Genomic DNA, 19,978 nt, shown 5'->3' with positions numbered 1-19,978 from the left:
ACGTTTCCACGGTTGGTTACCGAGCTAGGGTTCTTCTGCCATGGCGTTGGTGGGAACAGTTGGTTGACCTTGGCTTGTCCACCGGCTCTCATGCGTTCGTGCTCAGCTATCTTTTGCGCACTGTTCCAGTAGGTAATGAATGCCGGAATGTTGACCCAACGCGCGCGCCTGAAGAAAGTCAGGTAGGGGTCGCTGTCGAGATCACGGTAAATCTTGCGGAACTCTTCGGCGGCTTCGCGTAACTGACTTTTTGACCTATCGGGGTCGAAGTCTTTGACCCCGGGTTCCAACGGCATTTTCGCAGCACCGTGCAGCTCTCGGTGCATCTGCATCTTACGACGCTTGACGACCTCGTTCTGCTTTTGGTTACGTGCGGCCTCAGCCGTAGCCCGGGCTTCGGGAGTTGCGTGTTCATCCGTGGCGGCGTGATAGAAAGCCGTATTTTCCAGGCTGCCAAAGGCGTAGCGATCAATGCGCCAGGCGGTGAGCCAGTCCATTTGATTACGAAGTGCAATTTCAAGATTAGAAGCTGAAATATATGGACTATAATATTGCTCATTCCCTGAAGAAGCCTGTCCTGACGATAGCGTCGCAATACGCCAAGAATTGAAACGCTTAATTAAGTCCTCGGCGCAATCAAATGATCGTAATATCTCGATATCCAGTGCGCGCCACTGCTCACCACTTATTTCTTGAGGCAATACGCTCTCAGGCACTTTTAACGGCGCACCATATTTAAAAGCATCCGCATACAAATCATTCAGGGCAACTTGTTACAACAGTAAGTCATCAGCGTCTCCTACTGCCTTGCCCTGATCACCCGGCGGATATCCTCCCCCTTGATCACTGTGCACGCCCGGATAAATCACCTCGACGCTGTTATCCGGATACGTCCCGTCCTCTCGCCGGATCGACTCCAGCGGAAAGCTCAAGCGCTGCTCATGGCTGGCGACGATATGCAGGCAACGCTTGACCAGCGGACTTCTCGGCAGCTCCTGGCTACCATCGCCCCAGCCCATATGCCCATTCGCGCCCGGTGCAATATCGGCCAACCCCACCGAAACCACCGTATCCAGCAGGCCCAGGTACTCAACGCTGACCGGCAACCTCAAGTCGCTGATCTGCAGTGTCGGCGTCGGCTCTTTCGGCACCAGCAACTGGTTGAACCAGTTGACGAACGCCCGCGCCGCCGCCGCGCCTCGGGAAAACCCATACACATACAACTTCATGCCCACCAGGGTCGGTTGACTGGGTGGCAGCGCGCTCAGCGCCCTGCGCAATGGCTCCTGCAAGGCCTTGAGTTCACGGCGGAACACTCTGCCCCGGTTGGCCCGGCCCGTGATCCATTCGGTGCCCCGCCAGGTGCCCATTTCCTCGACCCCCGCCATGAGGGTGGCATTGTCCCGCCGCGGCAGGCCGATCGCACGGCGCAATGCATCAATCACCATCAACAGGCCCCAGTTGATCCGCTCCTCGCCACGTCGGGCGAAGGCCAGACCATCGCTGGTGTAATCCAGATCGCCCACTTCCGGAAACGGTGTGCCTACACCCGGCATGTAGTACTTGAAGTACTGGCCGTAGCCACTGCCCGCCTCATCAGTCAACCAACGCGCCTTGCCATTGTGCAATGTTCCACCGGCATGACCAGCGCCGATGGTCGCGCGGAACAGGCGGGCGATGTTGGTGGGGTGCGGTACGGCCGATTCATACAGGTCATTGTTCAGGTTGTTGCCCGTGCCATCGAAGAACAGGCTGACGTGCAAGGTCTTGCAGCATGGCGGCATCACGCGGGAGCCTGAGGCCACGCATAGTGCGTCGTGGTAGTCACGCTCCATGCTGCGCTGGCGCCAGAGATTTTGGTGAACCTCAAAGTCACGCTGCGGCAAACGGCCTTGCAGTGGGAACTCAGGTGGATACCAAACAGGAGCTTTGTTTACTTTGGACATGACTGAGGCTCCGGCAGGTGCAGAGGGGTTTTGATCGGGTATTCGGGGTTGCCGTACGCATAACAGGATGTAGTGACTTGAATGTCGTCGCAGGGCAGAAAGTGGACTGTGATGCCGCAGACTTTTTGGCCTGTGTAATCGGGGACGGAAATCAGCTGGCTATGTTGGCGCTTCTGCGCGTCGGCATCAGCGAGCCATTTTGAATATTTTTCTCGATCAACAAACCCGGGGAACCCTTTTGATCCTGACACACCTGTTTCCCAGTCGACTCGAACCTTCAGGCCTGAGTACCATCGCTCAGGAAGCACAACGCAGCATGCCCCCCCTCCACCCTGATACGCACCAATGATGTCTATTCCCGATCGTCCATCCACACTGAAATGGTTGATCGCCCAATGGGTATGGTTCACCGCCTCAATCGTACTGCCGTGTGCTTCACCCATCGGTATCAAGGTGGCCGTGCCCAGAACCGCCAGTGCGATGCCCCGACAATGCCGGCTACTGGCATGGAAATGACTCCAGCCCCGCCGTGGGGGGGCGCACTGAGGTGCTGCAACGCTATGTAAGAGATCCATGCCAAGCTCCTTGCCGATTCATGGCCCTGGCTTGTGTGGCTAAACCACACCCCAGGAGGACTACCAAAGGCAATGAACTTGGCGCAGCGGCCATGCATCATCAAGCGCAAATCGGCAAAGCAGGTCATTTTCGGAAATGCCCTACAAGGTGGAGCTGTCCAGGCGCTTGTGCGAGTGATCAGGAAGCTGCTTCGGTCTCTCACAGGGATTGCGCAAGCTTTCAGATTTTGAACAAGACAGTCGCTCCCGCACGGCCTTGCAAAAAATCGCGGCGGCTAGTTCACCCCTTCTTCAGCCGATAGGCCAGGGCAGGGCGGGTCATGCCGAGCAGGCGGGCGGCTTCGGAAACGTTCTGCCCGCAGCGCTGCATGGCTTCCTGCATCAGCGCCTCCTCGACGGCGTCCAGGCCTGTACCACTGTCGAGAATCTGCGCCACCCAACCGGGCGAAGCCTGGTCACCGCCCGCCACCAACCGGCCGTCGCTGCCCAAGCCAATACTGTCGATTGCCGGCGGCGCATGCGGGAATAGCGCGTCCAGGCCGATACTCTGGTTTTCATCGGTGATGATCACCCCGCGCTCCATGAGGTTTTCCAGCTCGCGGATGTTGCCCGGCCAGTCGTACTGCAGGCATACCTGCATCGCCCGGTCGCTGAGGCCACGGGTTTTCTTGCCGTAGCTCTGGTGCAGGCGGCCGAGGAAGTGCTCGATCAGCAGCGGGATGTCTTCGCGGCGTTCGCGCAATGCCGGGATTTGCACCGGGAACACGTTCAGCCGGTAGAACAGGTCGGCACGAAAACGGCCGTCCTTGACCGCCTGTTCAAGGTTCTCGTGGGTAGCAGCGATTACCCGCACATCCACTGGCCGCGTGCGGCTGTCTCCCACCCGTTCCAGTTCGCCTTCCTGCAGCACGCGCAACAGGCTGGCCTGGGCGCGCGGGGTTAGCTCGACGATTTCGTCCAGGAACAGCGTGCCGCCGTTGGCCCGCTCGAAGCGGCCCATGCGCGCCTGCTGGGCGCCGGTGTAGGCGCCCTTCTCAACGCCGAACAGCTCGGCTTCGATCAGGTCTGGCGGGATGGTCGCGCAGTTCAGCGCCACAAACGCCGCGCCAGCGCGCTCGCTGCGCAGGTGCAGGCTGCGGGCGATCACTTCCTTGCCAACCCCGGTTTCGCCCAGCAACAGCACCGAGGCCTTGCCCGGGGCGACCTTGTCGGTGAGCGTGCAGCAGCGCCGGTACACCGCCGACTGGCCGATGCCGTAGAACTGCCCCGACTCATACTGCAGGCGCTGGCGCAGGTTGGCTACCTGCACCTGCAGCGATTGCAGTTCGTCGATCACTGGGTCGCTCTGGAAGTAGCGCAAAAAGGTGTCCACATCGTCCCATTGCTCCACCGGCTTGCCGATGATGCGGCATTCGCTGCCGCCACAGCCGCGGCAGCTGACCTCCTTGTACAGAACCTGGCGGCCGAGGAAGAACGAGCTGTAGCTGATTGCATAACCCAGCAGCATCCAGCACACCGGCTGGTCGGAATGCAGGGCTTCGGACTGGCAGTTTTCCACCTCGAAGGAGTCCTGCCATTCGATATCGGCATAGAAATGGCCGTTGTCCAGGTCGATTTCCAGCTGCAGCGGGCGCACCTTGACCATGCCCTTGAGCGAGTGCAACTGCGGGCCGATGAAGAACATTTCCACCGGGTTGCCGTTGGGCCGCAGCTTGCGCGCAAGTTCGGCATCCTTCAGCCCCGACTGGTAGCCCAGGCGCAGGAAAAAGCCCTTGGCCCGCTCCACACCGAGCATTTCGATCAGCTCGCGGCGCATGCTGGCCATGGTCGCGGCCTGCACCAGCAGCATACGCTGCTCGTCCAGCCAGACTTTGCCTTCGGTGCCTTCAAACCGCACCCGCTCGGTCAGGTCTTTCAGCGCCGGCGCAGGTTCCGGCGCCCTGTACTGGGTAATCATTCGCTTGCGCCCCTTGCTTGTAGTTGTATGGGGAATTGGCGTGCGCCCGCTCAGGCAAGGCGGGTTGACTGGTCACGCCGGACGACCGCGGTGTGCAGGCAAGGCCCCGGGTCATTCTCTTTTCTAAACCGCCTGAAAGCGGGGCAAAAGTCAATCACCCGTCATGTTCTTCATTTGCTCAAACGACGCAGGCGCGATTGAGCAAATGATCAAACGGTCAAGCTGCAACGCGCTCGCGGCGCCGCGCCTGATCACATCATGAATAAAATAAAAACCATATAAAACAATATGGTATGCGTTTTTTTAATGTTTTAACGGCGTCTGGCATAGCCGTTGCCCTAGCCCTCGGTACGTCCAACCGGAGCATCAGCGCATGACCCAAGCCAGCCCTTCCTTCGAACAGATGCCGCGCTACGTCCGTGTGCGCAGCGCGCCGGACGCGGCCTTTGTCGAATTCGATTTCGCCATCGGTTACCCGGACCTGTTCGTTGAACTGGTCCTGCCCCACACCGCTTTTGCCAGCTTCTGCGCCAGTAACCGGGTGCAGCACATGGACGCCGCGATGGCCGCTGCTGTCGATGCCGACCTGCAGAAGTGGCGGTACGGCGAAAGCCGCGACGCGGACGAGTAGAGCGCCGCCTGCCGGCGCATTGCATCCCCACAACAACAAGTACAGGACGCCTTGCATGAGCATCGAGATCAAGACGGCCACGGTCGAGCCGATCCGCCAGACCTTCAGCCACACCCGCCGGCGTTTCGGCGACAAACCTGCCAGCCGCTATCAGGAAGCCAGCTTCGACATCGAGGCCGCCAGCAACTTCCATTACCGCCCGCTGTGGCAGCCCGACAAACTGCTCAACGACCCCAGCCGCACCGCGGTGCAGATGGCCGACTGGTACGCCGTCAGTGACCCGCGCCAGTACTACTACGGCGCCTATGTGCAGGCCCGCGCACGCATGCAGGAAAACGCCGAGCACAGCTTCGCGTTCTGTGAAAAGCGCGAGCTGCTGGCCAGCCTGCCAGCTGAAACCCGCGCCCTGATTGCGCGTTTCCTGTTGCCCCTGCGCCACGCCGAACTGGGCGCCAACATGAACAACAGCGGCATCGCTGCGGACGCCTTCGGCACCAGCGTCACCCAGATGCACATGTTCCACGCCATGGACCGCCTGGCCATTGCCCAATACCTGTCGCGCATCGGTTTGCTGCTGGAGGACGACGGCCTGGCGCTGCTGGCCGAGGCCAAGCAACGCTGGCTGCACGAGCCGGCCTGGCAAGGGCTGCGCCGCTACGTGGAAGACAGCCTGGTGTTGCGCGACTGGTTCGAGCTGAGCCTGGCACAGAACCTGGTCAGCGACGGCCTGCTGTACCCGCTGCTGTTCGAGCACTTCGATGCGCAACTGGTGGCCATCGGGGCAGGGCAACTGGGCATGCTTACCGAGTTCATGCGCCTGTGGTTTGCCGAAAGCCAGCGCTGGGTCGACGCCCTGGTCAGGACTGCCGTTGCCGAAAGCCCGTCCAACCGCCAATTGATCGAGGGCTGGGTATGCCAATGGCGCAGCCGCGCTGTGCAAGCACTGCTGCCGCTGGCCGAGGCTGGCCCTGGCCGCGAAGCACTGGATGCCATCGACAGCACCTTTGGCGCACGCCTGAAAAAACTGGGCCTCAGTGGAGACGCCGCATGACTTCCCTCGTGTACATCGCCTTCCAGGACAACGACAGCGCCCGCTACATCGTCGAGGCCATCAGCCAGGACAACCCGCATGCCCAGGTGCAGCACCAGCCGGCGATGATCCGCGTGCAGGCCGAAGGGCGCCTGGAAATCCACCGCGCCACGGTGGAGGAAAAGATCGGCCGTGAATGGGACGTGCAGGAAATGCTGATCGACGTGATCACCCTGGGCGGCAACGTCGAGGAAGACGAAGACTGCTTCGCCCTGCACTGGAACTGATCCGCACAACGACAAGAACAAGGGAGACCACCATGGCCGCCAAGCGCCTCAACCAGAAAGACAAGTACCGCTGCCTGACCCGCGACCTGGGCTGGGAGCCAAGCTACCAGAGCAAGGACGCCATCTACCCCTACGAGCGGTTCGAAGGCATCAAGATCACCGACTGGGACAAGTGGGAAGACCCGTTCCGCCTGACCATGGACGCCTACTGGAAGTACCAGGCCGAAAAAGAGAAGAAGCTGTACGCGATCTTCGATGCCTTTGCCCAGAACAACGGGCATCAGAACATCTCCGACGCCCGCTACGTCAATGCCCTCAAGCTGTTTCTGAGCGGCGTTACGCCGCTGGAGTACCAGGCCTACCAGGGGTTTGCCCGGGTTGGCCGGCACTTCGGTGGCGCCGGGGCGCGGGTGGCCTGCCAGATGCAGGCCATCGACGAGCTGCGCCACGTGCAGACCCAGGTGCACGCCATGAGCCACTACAACAAGCACTTCAACGGCCTGCATGATTTTGCCCACATGCATGACCGGGTGTGGTTCCTGTCGGTGCCCAAGTCGTTCTTCGAGGATGCCCGCACGGCGGGGCCGTTCGAGTTCCTCACCGCAATCTCGTTTTCGTTCGAGTACGTGCTGACCAACCTGTTGTTCGTGCCGTTCATGTCGGGTGCCGCGTTCAACGGCGACATGGCCACGGTCACTTTCGGCTTCTCGGCACAGTCTGACGAAGCCCGGCACATGACCCTGGGCCTGGAGGTGATCAAGTTCCTGCTGGAGCAGCACGAGGACAACGTGCCCATCGTGCAGCGCTGGATCGACAAGTGGTTCTGGCGTGGTTACCGGCTGCTGACCCTGGTCGGAATGATGATGGACTACATGCTGCCGAACAAGGTGATGTCCTGGGCCGAAGCCTGGGAGGTGTACTTCGAGCAGGCCGGTGGCGCGCTGTTCAAGGACCTGGAACGTTATGGCATCCGCCCGCCGAAGTACGTCGAGCAGACCACCATCGGCAAGGAGCACATCAGCCACCAGGCCTGGTCGATCTTCTACCAGTACAGCCAGGCTACCAACTTCCACACCTGGATCCCCACCGACGAGGAGCTGGACTGGCTGTCGGCCAAGTACCCGGACACCTTCGACCGTTACTACCGGCCGCGCTACGAGCATTGGCGCGATCTGCAGGCGCGGGGCGAACGCTTCTACAACCCGACGCTGCCGATGCTCTGCCAGATCTGCCAGATCCCGCTGGCGTTCACCGAGCCGGATGCGCCAACGCAGTTGAGCCACCGTAGCCTGGTGCATGAAGGCGAGCGCTACCACTTCTGCTCCGATGGCTGCTGCGACATCTTCGCCTTCGAGCCGGAAAAGTACGTGCAGGCCTGGTTGCCGGTGCATCAGATCTTGCAGGGCAACTGCGGTGGCGGCGATGTCGAGTCGGTGGTGCGCGACTACTACAACATCAACCCCGGGCAGGACAACTTCGAGTACCAGGGCTCGCCCGAACAGGCGCGCTGGCAGGCGTTGCAGGGTGCCGCGCGCAAGGCCGTCTGAGCCATCGAACCACCAGGGCGCCGTTGCTGCGCCCTGGCCCTACAAGAACAAGAGGAACAACGCCATGCCCGTGACCGCCATCGGCACCTACACCGCCAAACCCCTGGACCTCCAGGCCAACTTCCACGGCGCCCAGCTGGTTTACCTGTGCTGGGAGAACCACTTGCTGTTCTGCGCACCGTTCACCCTGCCGGTGGACCCGACGCAGCCCTTTGCCGCCTTCATCGAGCAGGTGGTCAAACCGGCCATTGCCCTGCACCCGGAGGCTGCCCAGGTGGACTTTGCCGCTGCGCTGTGGCGCCTGGATGAGCAGCCGTTCACGCCCGACCTGGCCTGTGGCCTGGCGGCCAACGGCGTCGCTCACAAAAGCCTGCTGCACCTGCACACCCCCGGCCTTGAAGGCCTGGGCGGCAGCCACAACTGAGGATTGCCGCCATGAGTTATCAAGTCACCATCGAACCAACCGGCGAACAGATTGAAGTGGAGGAGGGCCAGACCATCCTCGAAGCTGCCTTGCGCCAGGGCGTGTGGCTGCCGTTTGCCTGTGGCCACGGCACCTGTGCCACCTGTAAATGCCAGGTACTGGAAGGCGAGGTCGACCTCGGCGCGGCTTCGCCCTTCGCGCTGATGGACATGGAGCGCGACGAGGGCAAGGTGCTGGCCTGTTGCGCCATCCCGCAGAGCGACCTGGTGATCGAGGCCGACATCGATGTCGACCCGGACTTTGCCGGCCTGCCGGTGCAGGACTACCGTGCGGTGGTCACCCAACTGGTCGAGCTGTCACCCACCATTCGTGGCGTGCACCTGAAGCTCGACCGGCCGATGGCCTTCCAGGCCGGGCAGTACGTGAACCTGCAACTGCCCGGCATCGAAGGCAGCCGCGCATTCTCCCTGGCCAACCCGCCGCAGCGGGCCGACGAGGTGGAACTGCATGTGCGACTGGTGGAAGGCGGTGCAGCTACCGGGCACATTCACCATCAGCTCAAGGTGGGCGATGCGCTGGCGCTGTCCGGCCCTTACGGGCAGTTCTTCGTGCGCAGCTCGCAGCCGGGCGACCTGGTTTTCATTGCTGGCGGCTCGGGGTTGTCCAGCCCGCAGTCGATGATCCTCGACTTGCTGGCGCGTGGCGATACCCGGCGTATCACCCTGTTCCAGGGTGCCCGTACCCGTGCCGAGCTATACAACCGCGAGCTGTTCGAGGCGTTGGCTGCCCAGCATGCCAACTTCAGTTACGTGCCCGCCCTTAGCCAGGCCGCCGAAGACGAGCAGTGGCAGGGCATGCGCGGCTACGTGCACGACGCCGCCAGGCAGTATTTCAATGGCCGCTTCAACGGTCACAAGGCCTACCTGTGCGGCCCGCCACCGATGATCGATGCCGCCATCAGCTGCCTGATGCAGGGCCGCCTGTTCGAGCGCGACATCTTCATGGAGCGCTTCTACAGCGCCGCCGATGGTGCCAGCGAAGGCCAGCGTTCGGCCCTGTTCAAGCGCATCTGAATCCCTTGATGCCCGGCTCCCAGGCTTGCAGGGGGCCGGCATGCACCCGACCGATAACAACAAGAAAGGTTGACCCGATGACCCCGACCCTTGCAAACCTGCTGCGCCTTGCCGTGTGCACTTCGTGGTTCGGCGCTGCCAACCTGTGCCATGCCACCGAAGGGGGCGGCACGTCCTACCCGCTCGGTGCCGAAAACTACATGTCTGGCGCCATGCCGCCCCCGGGCTTCTATGGCCAGCTGTTCGTCAACCACTACGAGGCCGACAACCTGCGTGGCAACGACGGGCGCAAACTGCCGGTGGACTTTCGTGTGCGTGCCAACGCCGTCGTGCCGCGGTTGATCTGGGTGAGTGACTACACGGTGCTGGGTGGCAGCCTGGCGCTGCATGCCATTGTGCCGCTGGTGGATGTGAAGGTCTCGCTCAATGGCCAGTCGCAGCACAACAGCGGGCTGGGTGACGTGATCTTCGGCCCGGCGCTGGGCTTTCACCACAGTGACAAGTTCCACAGCATCCTGGCCTTCGACATGATTGCCCCCACCGGCCGCTACGACAAGGACGACCTGGCCAACCCGGGGCGCAATTACTGGGTGTTCGAGCCGGTCTATGCGATGAGCTACATCGACCCGGCCGGGCTCAACCTGGATGCCAAGGTGATGTACGACTTCAACCGGCGCAACCCGGCCACCGATTACCGCTCGGGGCAGGAATTTCATGTGGACTATGCCGTGGGGTGGGGGGTGGGCAATGGCTGGGTAGTGGGGGTAGGGGGGTACTACTACCGCCAGACCACAGACGACAATCAGGACGGTGAGCGTGTAGAGGGCAACAAAGGGCGCAGCTTTGCCGTGGGCCCGTCGATCAAGTACAGCGGCAAGGATGGCTGGTTCGTGACGGCGAAGTGGTCAAAGGAAACCGAAGTGCGCAACCGCGCCCAGGGCGATGCCTACTGGTTGAAGCTGACCTTGCCCTTCTGAACGCGTGCTTTCTCCACTGTGGGAGCGGCCTTGCGTCGCGAAAGGGCCGCAAAGCGGCCCCGGCGATTCAGGCTATGACACTGACATCCTGGGGCCGCTGCGCAGCCCTTTCGCGACGCAAGGCCGCTCCCACAGGAGAGTACCTACAGATGTGGCGACAATGAAAAGGCTCAAGCCACATCCACCAGCACGATCTCGCTGTCTTCGATGGCGGTCACCCGCAGCACCTCTTCCTGCTCGATCGCCACGCCATCGCGCGCCTTGGCCCGCAACCCGTTGACTTCCACCAGCCCTTTGGCCGGCACCAGGTAACCCCGGCGAGCAGCATCGAAGCGGTACTCGGCGGTTTCACCTGCACGCAAAGTGGCTGCCACCAGGCGGGCATCGGTGCGGATCTGCAGGCTGCCTTCATCGCCCACGCGGCCGCTGGCCAGGGTCACGAAGCCTTCGCCACGTTCGCCTTTAGGGAACGGCCGGCTACCCCACTGCGGTGCTTCACCCGTGCGCTCCGGCACGATCCAGATCTGGAAAATACGCGTATCGACGTCTTCCAGGTTGTACTCGCTGTGCACGATGCCGGTACCGGCGCTCATCACCTGCACGTCACCGGCTTCGGTACGGCCTTTGTTGCCCAGGCTGTCCTGGTGGCTGATCGCACCTTCACGCACATAGGTGATGATTTCCATGTCGCGGTGCGGGTGTGGCGGGAAGCCGCTGCCAGCCGCGATCAGGTCGTCGTTCCATACCCGCAGGTTGCCCCAGTGCATGCGCGCCGGGTCGTAGTACTCGGCAAACGAGAAGTGGTGATGGGCGTCGAGCCAGCCGTGGTTGGCGTGGCCGAGGCTTTCGAACGGTCGCAGTTGCAGCATGGTCGTGCTCCTTGAATCAGTGGAATGACGCCATGATGCGCTAAAGAAAGATCGAAAATAAGCGTAAATATCGGCTTAAAGCAATCAGTTATGTTGATGTTTAACGCAGTGTCCCGAAGTCGTTTAATCGCCTAATCCACTGATCTGTAAGCATTCGCTGGCGATTTTCTGCCGATGCGGCGAACATGGCTGCTGATTTTGTTTTTCAACGGAGTGACCGTGGCCCACGAGCAACCCCTGGCCCCCGCCGACCTTACCCCGCCCGCCCAACTGCCTTGGTTTCGCCGCTTGGCCGCCCGCCTGCTGGGGCGTGGGCTGACCCGCCTGCAAGCCCAGCACCGCGACTCCTGGGTGGAGGGCTATGAGGCAGGGCGCCAGGTGCTGGTGATCCGTGATGCCCGCCCCGACAGCGCTGGCGTGCCGGGCCAGGACGACAACTTGTTCGACGATTGGCGCCTGCCGTTGACGGCCGAGCTGAAAAAGCGCTTCAAGGCCGATGTCGCCCAGCGCCTGCCCGCCGAGGCCCAGCCCAGTGCCGCGCAATGGAAGCTGATTTTCAGCGACACGCCGTCCACCTGTGTAGTGGCCGGTGCCGGTGCGGGCAAGTCCACGTCGCTGGTGCTGCGCATATTGCTGCTGCGCCATTACCTGGGGTACGAGCTGGACGCGATGACCGTGGTCACTTTCACCCGTGAGTCGCGCAAGGACTTCATCAAGCGCCTGCTGCACGTGTTTGCCCTGTGGCAGATCAACCTGCAACCGGTGCAGGCCCGCGAGCTGGTGCGTACTTTCCATTCGCGCATCCTGCCGCTGGTGCGCAGCCTGCCGGGCTTCGACCAGGTGCGCGCATTCGAGACGCTGGGCAATGAGATGCCTGTCGGGCGCGAGGCCGAGGCCGACAGCAACCCGTTCGACCTGCGCCTTAACGACGCCCAGCGCCAGCAACTGAACCAGTGCTACAGCAGCTTGCTGGGTGACAGCCCCCGCTTTGCCGAGCTGGTGGGCCTGCTGCGCAGCGAAGCCTTGCAACTGAAACCACTGGACCCGAACAACCCCGACGTGCAGAAGCGCGCCCAGGTGACCCAGTTGGCCGCCCAGCGCGACGAAGAACTGTGCGACGTGATCGAGGACCTGTGGTTCGCTGCCGGCGCCTGGCCGATCAAGGGCATCGAACCTTGCCGCGAAACCGTCGATATCCGTGGCAGCCGTTTCCATGTGCACGGCCGCCTGGCGGGGCAGGGGCCTTTGGTCGTGCTGGGCTTTGACCCGGCGGAAAGCGCGCAGTATCAGCGCCCCGGCGCCAAGCTGGCGGTGCGCGCCGAATGGGCGGTCAAGCGCACCCTGTTGCAGGCCTTCTGCGACCGGCCGCTGATCTGGCTCGACAACTATGCCATGGCCCGGCGCCTGGCGGCCTCGCTGGCTGGCGATGCCGTGGCCGGGCCAGGGTTCGAGTACAAGGTCAAGGGTGAGCTTGCCCCGGCGCCGCTGCTGGACGCTTTTGTCGGTGCGGCCAACTTCATCGAGAACCTTGGCCTGGACGTGAACAATGCAGTAGCGGCGATGAGCTTTCCGTCCGGCGACAGCGATGCCTTGTTCTTCGAGGCCCTGGCCCTGTACTGGAAAGCCCTGGAGGGGCACCTGCTGGACCAGTCGCCCCCGGTGATGAGCTACAACCGTATGTTCGCCCTGTTTGGCGAGAACAACCCGGAAAACCTGCAACTGCTGCCCGACCCGCTGCTGCGGCCGCTGGCGCACCTGATGATCGACGAATTCCAGGACGTGTCGCCGCAGATCGTCAGTTGGCTGCGCGCCAGCCTGGCCGAAATCCGCCGGCGTGGGCCGGCCATGCACACCGGGCGCCACGCCCAGCACTCGTCGTTGCTGTGCGTGGGTGACGACTGGCAGTCGATCTACGGCTGGCGTGGCAGTTCGCCCAAGTATTTCATGGAGTTCACCAAGGCCTTCCCGTCACCGGCCAACACCCGGGTGATGCTGGTCGACAACTACCGCTGCCAGCAACAGGTGATCGACGCGGCCGAGCACCTGGTCAAGGGCACGCCCGCAATCGCCGGCAAGAAGGCCCGTGCCAGCGGCCCCGCCGCTGAGCTGCCGGGTTTGCCAGTGAAGGTATTCGACCGCGACGAAGCCGCCTTGGGCGAAACGTTGATCGAGCACTATCAGCGGGGCGAGACGGTGATGATGCTGTACCGCAAGGGCAGCGACAGGGCGTTGATGAACGAGCACCTGCAAAGCGTGCTGCATGCCGAAGCGGCATTGCCGGCCGAACAGCGCCGGTTGCGTCAGCTCACCTACCACAGTGCCAAGGGTTTGCAGGCCGATGCGGTGTTCATGCTGGGCGATTGCCAGTACCTGACCAGCTCGCCCTACAAGAACCAGGTGTATCGCCAGGCCGGGCTGGGCAAGGCCGGTGATGCCCAGGCGTTTGATACGGCGCAGAAAGAAGAAGTGCAGCGTCTGGCCTACGTGGCGGTGACCCGCGCGGTGCAGCATTGCTACTGGCATGTGGAGGCCGCCAATGCTGATGCGGCGGTGGCCCCGCGGGCGTCGAGCCAGGTGGATGGCCGGCAGGCCTTCTTCGAAGACCTGCGCGGGCAGTAGCGAGTTATCTGTTGTTGTAATCCTGTTCGGAGGTCAGCTGGTCGAACAGCGCCTGGTGTTGCCGTTCGCGGGCGGCCTCCATCGCATCCCAGGTTTCTTTGTAGCGCCGGCTGTTCAGCTCCACCCTCCGAAGTTCGCCGTTTATGCCCAACTGCGCTCCCGGCAACGCTTCGCGGATAGCCTGCAGTACCGCGTCATCCAGCGATGTCACGGCTTCGCTTTCAGGGTCCAGGCAGTAATCGAGGTATTCCAGGCCTCGATACCATTGCTCATCCAGCCTCGCGAAGCGTTCGCTGAAGCGCTGCGTGAGGTAGCGCTGCCAGATGGGCTGCCGTGCAACCCAGCTTCTGCGCTCGGCGGCTGTGCCATCCAGCAAACGCACGGCTCTGAGGACATTTTGCTCGACGCGCGGCGATACCATGGCCTCGCGCCGGTACAGCATGCCTTGGCTGGGTTCAGGAAAAACCAGCAGTGGGCTAAGCGCCTGTCGGAGCGCCAGACGTATTTCTATCAGGTCCACACCGCCTTGCAGCAGTGCATCGTCAGCGAGCTGATCAAGGCTGTCGAGGTCGGGCAAGGCCAGGTTTTCAGGCTGTGCTTCGGCAGGCATCCTTTCCAGCTCCAGCAGCCCGGCCTGGCGTGCAAGGCGGGCAAGCTGTATGCGCTCAGCCATGGCGTTGACCATTTCCCGGCGGTACAACTGCCGGAAGTAATTGAACAGGTAGTAAGGGCGGTCGGCCTCTACGGCCAGCGCTCTGAAGGTTTGCGCCTCAAGCTCCAGCGCGCTGAAACCGTCTGCGCCAGCGTCACCGCAAGTAGGCGGGAAATCCTGCGCAACAGTGTCCAGGTGCGTGCGCAGTTCCCTGTCCTGCCCCGCCTGCTCAAGCAGGCGCCAGACTTGATCGGCCATTATGTGCGGGCTGTTCTGTGCCTGGGCAGAATTGGCCGCGCGCACGACAACTTCACGCAAGTGGCGGTTGTTACCTTCCTCGAACAAGCCTTGCCATAACCGCTGCTGATCAGCGTTGGCATATTCAAGCCAAGGCTCGTCGTCGCTGTCCGACAGGTCGCTATCGCTATCCACCTCCACACCGGTTGCGCGTAGCCGACGATTGCTTTCGTCGTCCAGGCCGTTCTCATTGAAATCCCAGTAGCCATAGTCGCGGCTGGTGCGGATGGCTTCGGCGTACGGACTGGTGACAACGCTATCGAACGCTTCAACCTCGCCTATCGGGTTGTAGCTCAGGCCCAGATAGCGTAACCGGGGTTCAGCTTGCAGCATCAGTTGGGTCAAGCCGCGCGGCCACGCTTGCAGGCTGCAGTTGCGCAATTGCAGGTTTGCCAGTTGCACCAGCCCGGTGACGTCGGGCGGGTACTGCAACGGGTTGTTGGTCATGCGTAGTTCACGCAGTGTGCTCAGGTTGGCAAAAGCCGAAGCCAGGGGCTCGTCCAGTACGATGTGGTTGTCTTCCAGGTCAAGTGCCTCAATGGGCAATTGCGCAAGCACCTGCAGGTCGGCGGTGTGCAGTTGCAGGGTATTGCGGCGCAGGCTCAACCGGCGCAGTTGGGTCAACCTGCCCAGGCCTTGGCGCATGTCCACGGTCAGGGTATTCAGGCCATTGCCGCCCAACTCCAGGGTTTCCAGGTTCGGTGTGAGTGCCAGCGCCTGGAACAACCCCTGGAAGTCCATTTCGGGGCTTTGCACCAGGCGCAAGGTGCGCAGCCTTGGGAAGCTCTGGAAAAAGTCGAGTGGTAGTTGCCTGATGCCGATGCGGCGAATATTCAAGGTGGTGATGTGATCGAACCGTGCGGGCAGGAATGGCAGGCTTTCGACATCCAGGGCTTCCAACTCGAGGCGGTCGGGGTCGTCCCGGCGCCAGGCGGCGTTGATCCGTTCACGTACTTCGGCGCGGCCGCTACGCTGGCTTTCAATACCTTCGCGTTCCCATTGGCGCAGCGCCGTGTCGAGTGCATCACGCTCCCGTTCCAGCGCGCTGAGCTGTGCCCCGACATCACCGCGTTGGCGCAGCTGGCGTAGCAACGCGTTACGCTGGGGGGTATCAAGGCGTGGATAGAGCGCGCGCAATCGTCGATTCACCGGTCTGAACCAAGACAGCCAGCCACTGAGCGGATAGCCAACGCGTCCATGCGCCAGGCGCATGGGCGAGCGATATCCAGGCCGGATGGGCTGCTGACCAATCAGCCTGGCTGCTCGGCGCCGGTCCGCGGCTGCCAGTTCGAAGCGCTGCCAGGCATCGGCAGCAGGGTGTTCGGCGGCAAGCGCTGCATCCAGCACCGCGCTGTCGGCGGTGGCCAGGGCCGGGCGATACAAGCCCAGCAACGCCCTGTCCAGGCGGGCCCGTGCCTGCAATGCCCGAGCCTCTTCGGCCACCCGCAACGGCACTCGACCCGCGGCCAAGCGCACACGCTCGCTGGCATCGGTATGGGCCATGATCTCCTCGATGGCACGCCGGGGCAGCCTTGGAAACTGATTGGCAATGACCTGGGGCTCAGGGGAGAGGGGGGGCTGACGTTGCGTGTAAAACCTTTCAAGCAGGGTTTCGCGGTGTTGCCCCAAATGGCGGGCGAGCTTGTTGGCCAGTGCCGCGCCGCGTTCATTGACAGCGATGCTTTCGGGCAAAAGCTCCACCAGCGCCTGTTCGTCCAGTTGCGCAACCACTCTCGCGCCGAGCGCACCAGACTCCAGTTCACTGCGGTTGATTTCCACCTCCACCGCAAAGGCGCCTTCAGGGGCGGCGCCATAACGCGTGCTTGCTCCCCAGTTTTCCGGGCCATGGTAGGCTTTGATCACATAACGTTGCGGCCAGCCATCCAGTTCGGTCAGGCTGGGCAGGGCAAAGTTCCTGTAGGCGTGGAGCGGCGCTTGATCACGTACACGTTGCATGAGGTCGTCAACCTGGCGGTCGGCCCTGAGCCGATCAAGCAAGTCGGCCAACAGCGCGGGTGGCCGCTGCGCCGCTACCTGGGCATGGCGCAAGGTAGCGTCCGGCTCACCCGAGCAATTCAGTGCCGCCTCCAGCTCGCCTTCGTCCAGGCCGTCACCGATGGGCCCCAAGCGTCTCAACAGTTGCGACCGGTCCCATTCCACAGGTGCTTCGTGTACGGCACGCCAGGCGCCCTCGCCGTTGTCCAACAGCGGTGGGCGGTAGGCCTGCGGGTCCTGCGGGTGGGCCAGGTGCCAACGGCCATGTTCCTGCTGTTGTTGGTAAAGCGCGCCATCGATCCTTACATAGTCGCGGCCCTCCACTGTATAGCGGCCCTGCTGGTCGGCTTCGACGCTTTCGGGTATCGAGACAGTGCTTGCATAGTCATCCAGCCTGGGGCTCCACAGGTACTCTTTGCCGTCCTTGATGATGCTCTGCATGCCGTCGACAAACCCGGATGCCTTGAACACTGCTGCGCCGGCACCGGCTGCTACAACAACCCCGATATTGAGCATGACCGACTCCAACTGGGCCAGCGCTTGTGCGTTATCACCTGCTTCCCAGGCACTGATGCCCTCGAATACGCTGCCCATTATCTGTGCCGCGCCCAGCGTCAGCATGATCGGGTTCAGGCACGGGACGAACATGGCGGCGACATTGACGACGGTAAAGCCAAGGTCGAGCCAGTATTCCAGGTTGCGCTGACGCACCCGGGCGTCTACATCGGCGGTGGGGACCGCTATTGATCGGGCATCTGCCCTGAGCCTGGCCAGGTGAGCCGACTCCAGGTCCGCCCAAGGGCGGGTTGAGCGGGCCACTTCCCCGGCGTCCAGGTGTACCGAGTCACGCGGCAGCAACGCCTGCGTCTCGCGCTCGCCCGCATTGCTGAACAGGGCATGCCTCAGGCGCTGGTTCAACTCTGCCTGCTGTTGTTGCAAGGCCAGGCCGACGAAGCGCTTGCGATAGGCTTCTTGCAACAGCTGCTCGCGTAGATACCGGTGCGCCTCGCTTAGCGATGGGAACGCCCTGATCCGGTCATCGCTCACCGGGTCATAGAGAAACACCGGGTCATGCTCGCGGTCAGGTTCGGGCGCAATGAACAGCATTTCATGAATGGGTATGCCGAACAGCATCAGTTGCCAGCAGCGCAGGGGGCGCCCTTTGTAGCTGGGCTGGGCGGCATGGTCCGCGACCAAGGCGTGCAAGGCCGCCGAGGCATCGAGGTCGATCAGGCCCTTGCAGGCGGCGATACGGATATGTACGCGAAATTCATCGCGGCGGGCGTTCATGGCCAGTGTTTGTATCTGGCTTGCCTGCCCGCCCGCGAAAACCTCGTCAAGGTGGTCCTGATAGCGCTGGCCCAGGTCCAGGGCGCGACAGTGCGAGATGAACCCGGCTACCGACAGGTCCACCAGCGGCATGATGTCGTGCCGGCTGCGTTGCAGGCGAGTAAACCGTGTGGTGTCGCGAGCACCTTCAAAGTTGTGCAAGGCCGCGTCCAGAAGGCTTCGGTACTGCGGGTCGCCCTGGGCCACCACAGTGCCCTGTCCGGTAGGCACCGGTGGGCCGCCCGGTACATCTTTGGGGCGCTCGATGGCCGTGGGTTGATAGACGTACTGCGCCTGGCTCACCGAGGTCTCGATCTGCAATCGCCGTTGCAGCAGCGGCGAGCAGTACTCGGTAATCCCTTTCAAGGGTGCCAATGCGGCTTGCAAGGCGGTGCGGCTGCTGTCGCGTCGGGCAATGGCCAGCTGTACGGCTTGCTGCGTGAGGGTGTCGGCCTGGCTGAACCAGGTGTAGGGCAGCCCATCGGCATCCAGGTATTCCTTGCGCAGGCTTTGCACGATCAGGCTGGCATGCTCGCGGTGCAGTGCCTTGCTCCAGTCAGGCAACGTGCGCACGATCTGCTGGCGGTGGAATGGGGTGTAGGTCATGAGGTTCTCCAGTGTAGGGAGCGCCCATGAAGCGCCAGGTTGCCCGGCGGGGTGGGGTACATAGTTGCCCGCTGTGGTCGTCGGTTACGCGTATGTACCTGTCGGCGTGGGGCCAGCACAGCGGGGCAGGCTGGGCCAAGGTGGGTTGCCGGCCTGACGAGTACGCGCCAGGCACCAGCCAGGGAGATGAACAACATGCGTGCGCCGCTCCATCCCAAGGACCACCTGCTGGACCTGAACGGTATCGAAATCGCCGTGCGCTGCTGGGGGCCGGAAGAGGGCATTCCGGTGTTGGCCTTGCATGGCTGGTTGGACAATGCCGCGTCGTTCGAGCGCCTGGCCCCCATGCTTGATGGCTGTTTCGTGGTGGCCCCCGACCTGGTCGGCCACGGCCGCTCCGACCATCGCCGCCACGACAGTGGCTATTACCTGTGGGAGCATGCCCAGGACATGCTGGCGGTGACCGACAGCTTGGGCCTGTCGCAATTCCACGTACTGGCCCATGGCATGGGCACCGGGGTGGCATCGCTGCTAGCGGCCATGACCAGCGGCATTGCCAGCATGACCTTCCTCGATGGCATGGGCGCACCGTTCACGGTGGCCGAGGATGACCGCGTGCAGCACCTGGCGCGGGCCTACCGGCTCAAGCGCATGGTGCAGCGCAGCCAGTTGCCGGGCTTTGCCGAGCCGCACGTGAGTCGCTTCGATGACATTGACACCGCCCTGGCGCAGCGCCGCGAGCGCCTGGATACCGAACTGTCGGAAGGGGCTGCACGGCTGCTGGCGCTGCGCGATCTGCTGCAACTGGGCGATGGCTATTGCTGGCGCCACGACCCGCGCCTGGTGCTGCCCGAGCCGATGCCGCTGACCGAGCGCGAAGCCTGCGACTTGCTCAGCCAGATCCGCTGCCCGCTGTACCTGCTGTTCGGGCGCCAGGGGGCGTTTACCGGCGAGGCCTTTACCCGGCGTGAGGCTGCCTTGCCCGGGCAGGCGAAGATTTCCTGGCACCCGGGCGGGCACCACTTCCACCTGGATGCGCCGGACCGGGCGCTGGTGGATCAGCTGCTGCGCATCCTGACGCGCCATGAAGGGGGTGTGCTGCAACGCTTGGTGAACGAGTAGCTGATTCTGGTCACGCCAGGCGGACCTGAGCTATGGTGGCAA

The 19,978-nt window shown here is 62.7% G+C and carries 14 protein-coding genes and 1 pseudogene; 9 read left to right on the top strand and 6 right to left on the bottom strand.

Translation table 11 applies throughout. The features are described 5' to 3' along the window. The 4 genes and pseudogenes from ACQKPZ_RS24540 to ACQKPZ_RS24525 form a co-directional block, all read right to left on the bottom strand. A pseudogene (locus tag ACQKPZ_RS24540) lies at window positions 1-716 on the bottom strand (T6SS phospholipase effector Tle1-like catalytic domain-containing protein); the annotation flags it as partial. Between the two features lie 57 nt (window positions 717-773). After that, on the bottom strand, window positions 774-1,946 hold the full coding sequence (locus ACQKPZ_RS24535) for a T6SS phospholipase effector Tle1-like catalytic domain-containing protein (RefSeq protein ID WP_427543213.1): 1,173 nt from the start codon (window positions 1,944-1,946) through the stop codon (window positions 774-776). Beyond that, window positions 1,934-2,389 carry a DUF3304 domain-containing protein gene (locus ACQKPZ_RS24530; RefSeq protein ID WP_391137165.1) on the bottom strand — a complete coding sequence of 152 codons (456 nt, stop codon included), beginning with the start codon at window positions 2,387-2,389 and terminating at the stop codon, window positions 1,934-1,936. The genes ACQKPZ_RS24535 and ACQKPZ_RS24530 overlap by 13 nt, the downstream gene beginning before the upstream one ends. Window positions 2,390-2,801: 412 nt before the next feature. Continuing rightward, the gene (locus ACQKPZ_RS24525; protein ID WP_427543210.1) at window positions 2,802-4,478 is read right to left on the bottom strand and encodes a sigma 54-interacting transcriptional regulator; all 1,677 of its coding nucleotides are present in this window, start codon (window positions 4,476-4,478) and stop codon (window positions 2,802-2,804) included. A 373-nt stretch (window positions 4,479-4,851) separates the two neighbouring features. Between ACQKPZ_RS24525 and ACQKPZ_RS24520 the strand changes: the two genes are divergently transcribed. The 7 genes from ACQKPZ_RS24520 (at window position 4,852) to ACQKPZ_RS24490 (ending at window position 10,447) form a co-directional block, all read left to right on the top strand. Further along, window positions 4,852-5,109: a phenol hydroxylase subunit gene (locus ACQKPZ_RS24520; protein ID WP_427543207.1), complete on the top strand. Its 258-nt coding sequence runs from the start codon at window positions 4,852-4,854 to the stop codon at window positions 5,107-5,109. A 55-nt stretch (window positions 5,110-5,164) separates the two neighbouring features. Further along, on the top strand, window positions 5,165-6,160 hold the full coding sequence (locus tag ACQKPZ_RS24515; protein ID WP_427543205.1) for an aromatic/alkene monooxygenase hydroxylase subunit beta: 996 nt from the start codon (window positions 5,165-5,167) through the stop codon (window positions 6,158-6,160). Continuing rightward, a complete protein-coding gene (locus ACQKPZ_RS24510; RefSeq protein WP_391137153.1) occupies window positions 6,157-6,426 on the top strand; it encodes an MmoB/DmpM family protein in 270 nt (89 codons plus the stop codon). Before ACQKPZ_RS24515 ends, ACQKPZ_RS24510 begins: the two co-directional genes overlap by 4 nt. 32 nt (window positions 6,427-6,458) lie before the next feature. Beyond that, window positions 6,459-7,973, top strand: coding sequence for an aromatic/alkene/methane monooxygenase hydroxylase/oxygenase subunit alpha (locus ACQKPZ_RS24505; protein WP_391137150.1), 1,515 nt, complete (start codon window positions 6,459-6,461; stop codon window positions 7,971-7,973). 64 nt (window positions 7,974-8,037) lie between these two features. Further along, complete coding sequence (locus tag ACQKPZ_RS24500; RefSeq protein WP_427543202.1) at window positions 8,038-8,397, top strand: phenol hydroxylase subunit P4; 360 nt, start codon at window positions 8,038-8,040, stop codon at window positions 8,395-8,397. A gap of 11 nt (window positions 8,398-8,408) precedes the next feature. Further along, window positions 8,409-9,470: an NADH:ubiquinone reductase (Na(+)-transporting) subunit F gene (locus ACQKPZ_RS24495; RefSeq protein WP_391137144.1), complete on the top strand. Its 1,062-nt coding sequence runs from the start codon at window positions 8,409-8,411 to the stop codon at window positions 9,468-9,470. Between the two features lie 77 nt (window positions 9,471-9,547). Then, complete coding sequence (locus tag ACQKPZ_RS24490) at window positions 9,548-10,447, top strand: SphA family protein (protein WP_427543199.1); 900 nt, start codon at window positions 9,548-9,550, stop codon at window positions 10,445-10,447. A 170-nt stretch (window positions 10,448-10,617) separates the two neighbouring features. Here ACQKPZ_RS24490 and ACQKPZ_RS24485 read toward each other — a convergent pair whose 3' ends face one another. Further along, a complete protein-coding gene (locus tag ACQKPZ_RS24485) occupies window positions 10,618-11,316 on the bottom strand; it encodes a pirin family protein (RefSeq protein ID WP_427543196.1) in 699 nt (232 codons plus the stop codon). A 174-nt stretch (window positions 11,317-11,490) separates the two neighbouring features. On the opposite strand from ACQKPZ_RS24485, the gene ACQKPZ_RS24480 reads away from it, so the two are divergent. After that, window positions 11,491-13,935, top strand: coding sequence for a UvrD-helicase domain-containing protein (locus ACQKPZ_RS24480; protein ID WP_427543192.1), 2,445 nt, complete (start codon window positions 11,491-11,493; stop codon window positions 13,933-13,935). A gap of 4 nt (window positions 13,936-13,939) precedes the next feature. Here ACQKPZ_RS24480 and ACQKPZ_RS24475 read toward each other — a convergent pair whose 3' ends face one another. Continuing rightward, window positions 13,940-18,814 (bottom strand): dermonecrotic toxin domain-containing protein, encoded by a 4,875-nt coding sequence (locus ACQKPZ_RS24475; RefSeq protein WP_427543189.1) that lies wholly within the window; start codon window positions 18,812-18,814, stop codon window positions 13,940-13,942. Window positions 18,815-19,009: 195 nt separating this feature from the next. On the opposite strand from ACQKPZ_RS24475, the gene ACQKPZ_RS24470 reads away from it, so the two are divergent. After that, complete coding sequence (locus ACQKPZ_RS24470) at window positions 19,010-19,936, top strand: alpha/beta fold hydrolase (RefSeq protein ID WP_427543186.1); 927 nt, start codon at window positions 19,010-19,012, stop codon at window positions 19,934-19,936. The last annotated feature ends 42 nt before the right edge of the window (window positions 19,937-19,978 follow it).

The organism is Pseudomonas sp. NPDC089547 (genome assembly GCF_050280665.1).
Classification (GTDB): domain Bacteria; phylum Pseudomonadota; class Gammaproteobacteria; order Pseudomonadales; family Pseudomonadaceae; genus Aquipseudomonas.
The sequence above is the reverse complement of the archived record's forward strand: the minus strand, read 5'-3'. Positions and strand labels throughout refer to the sequence as shown.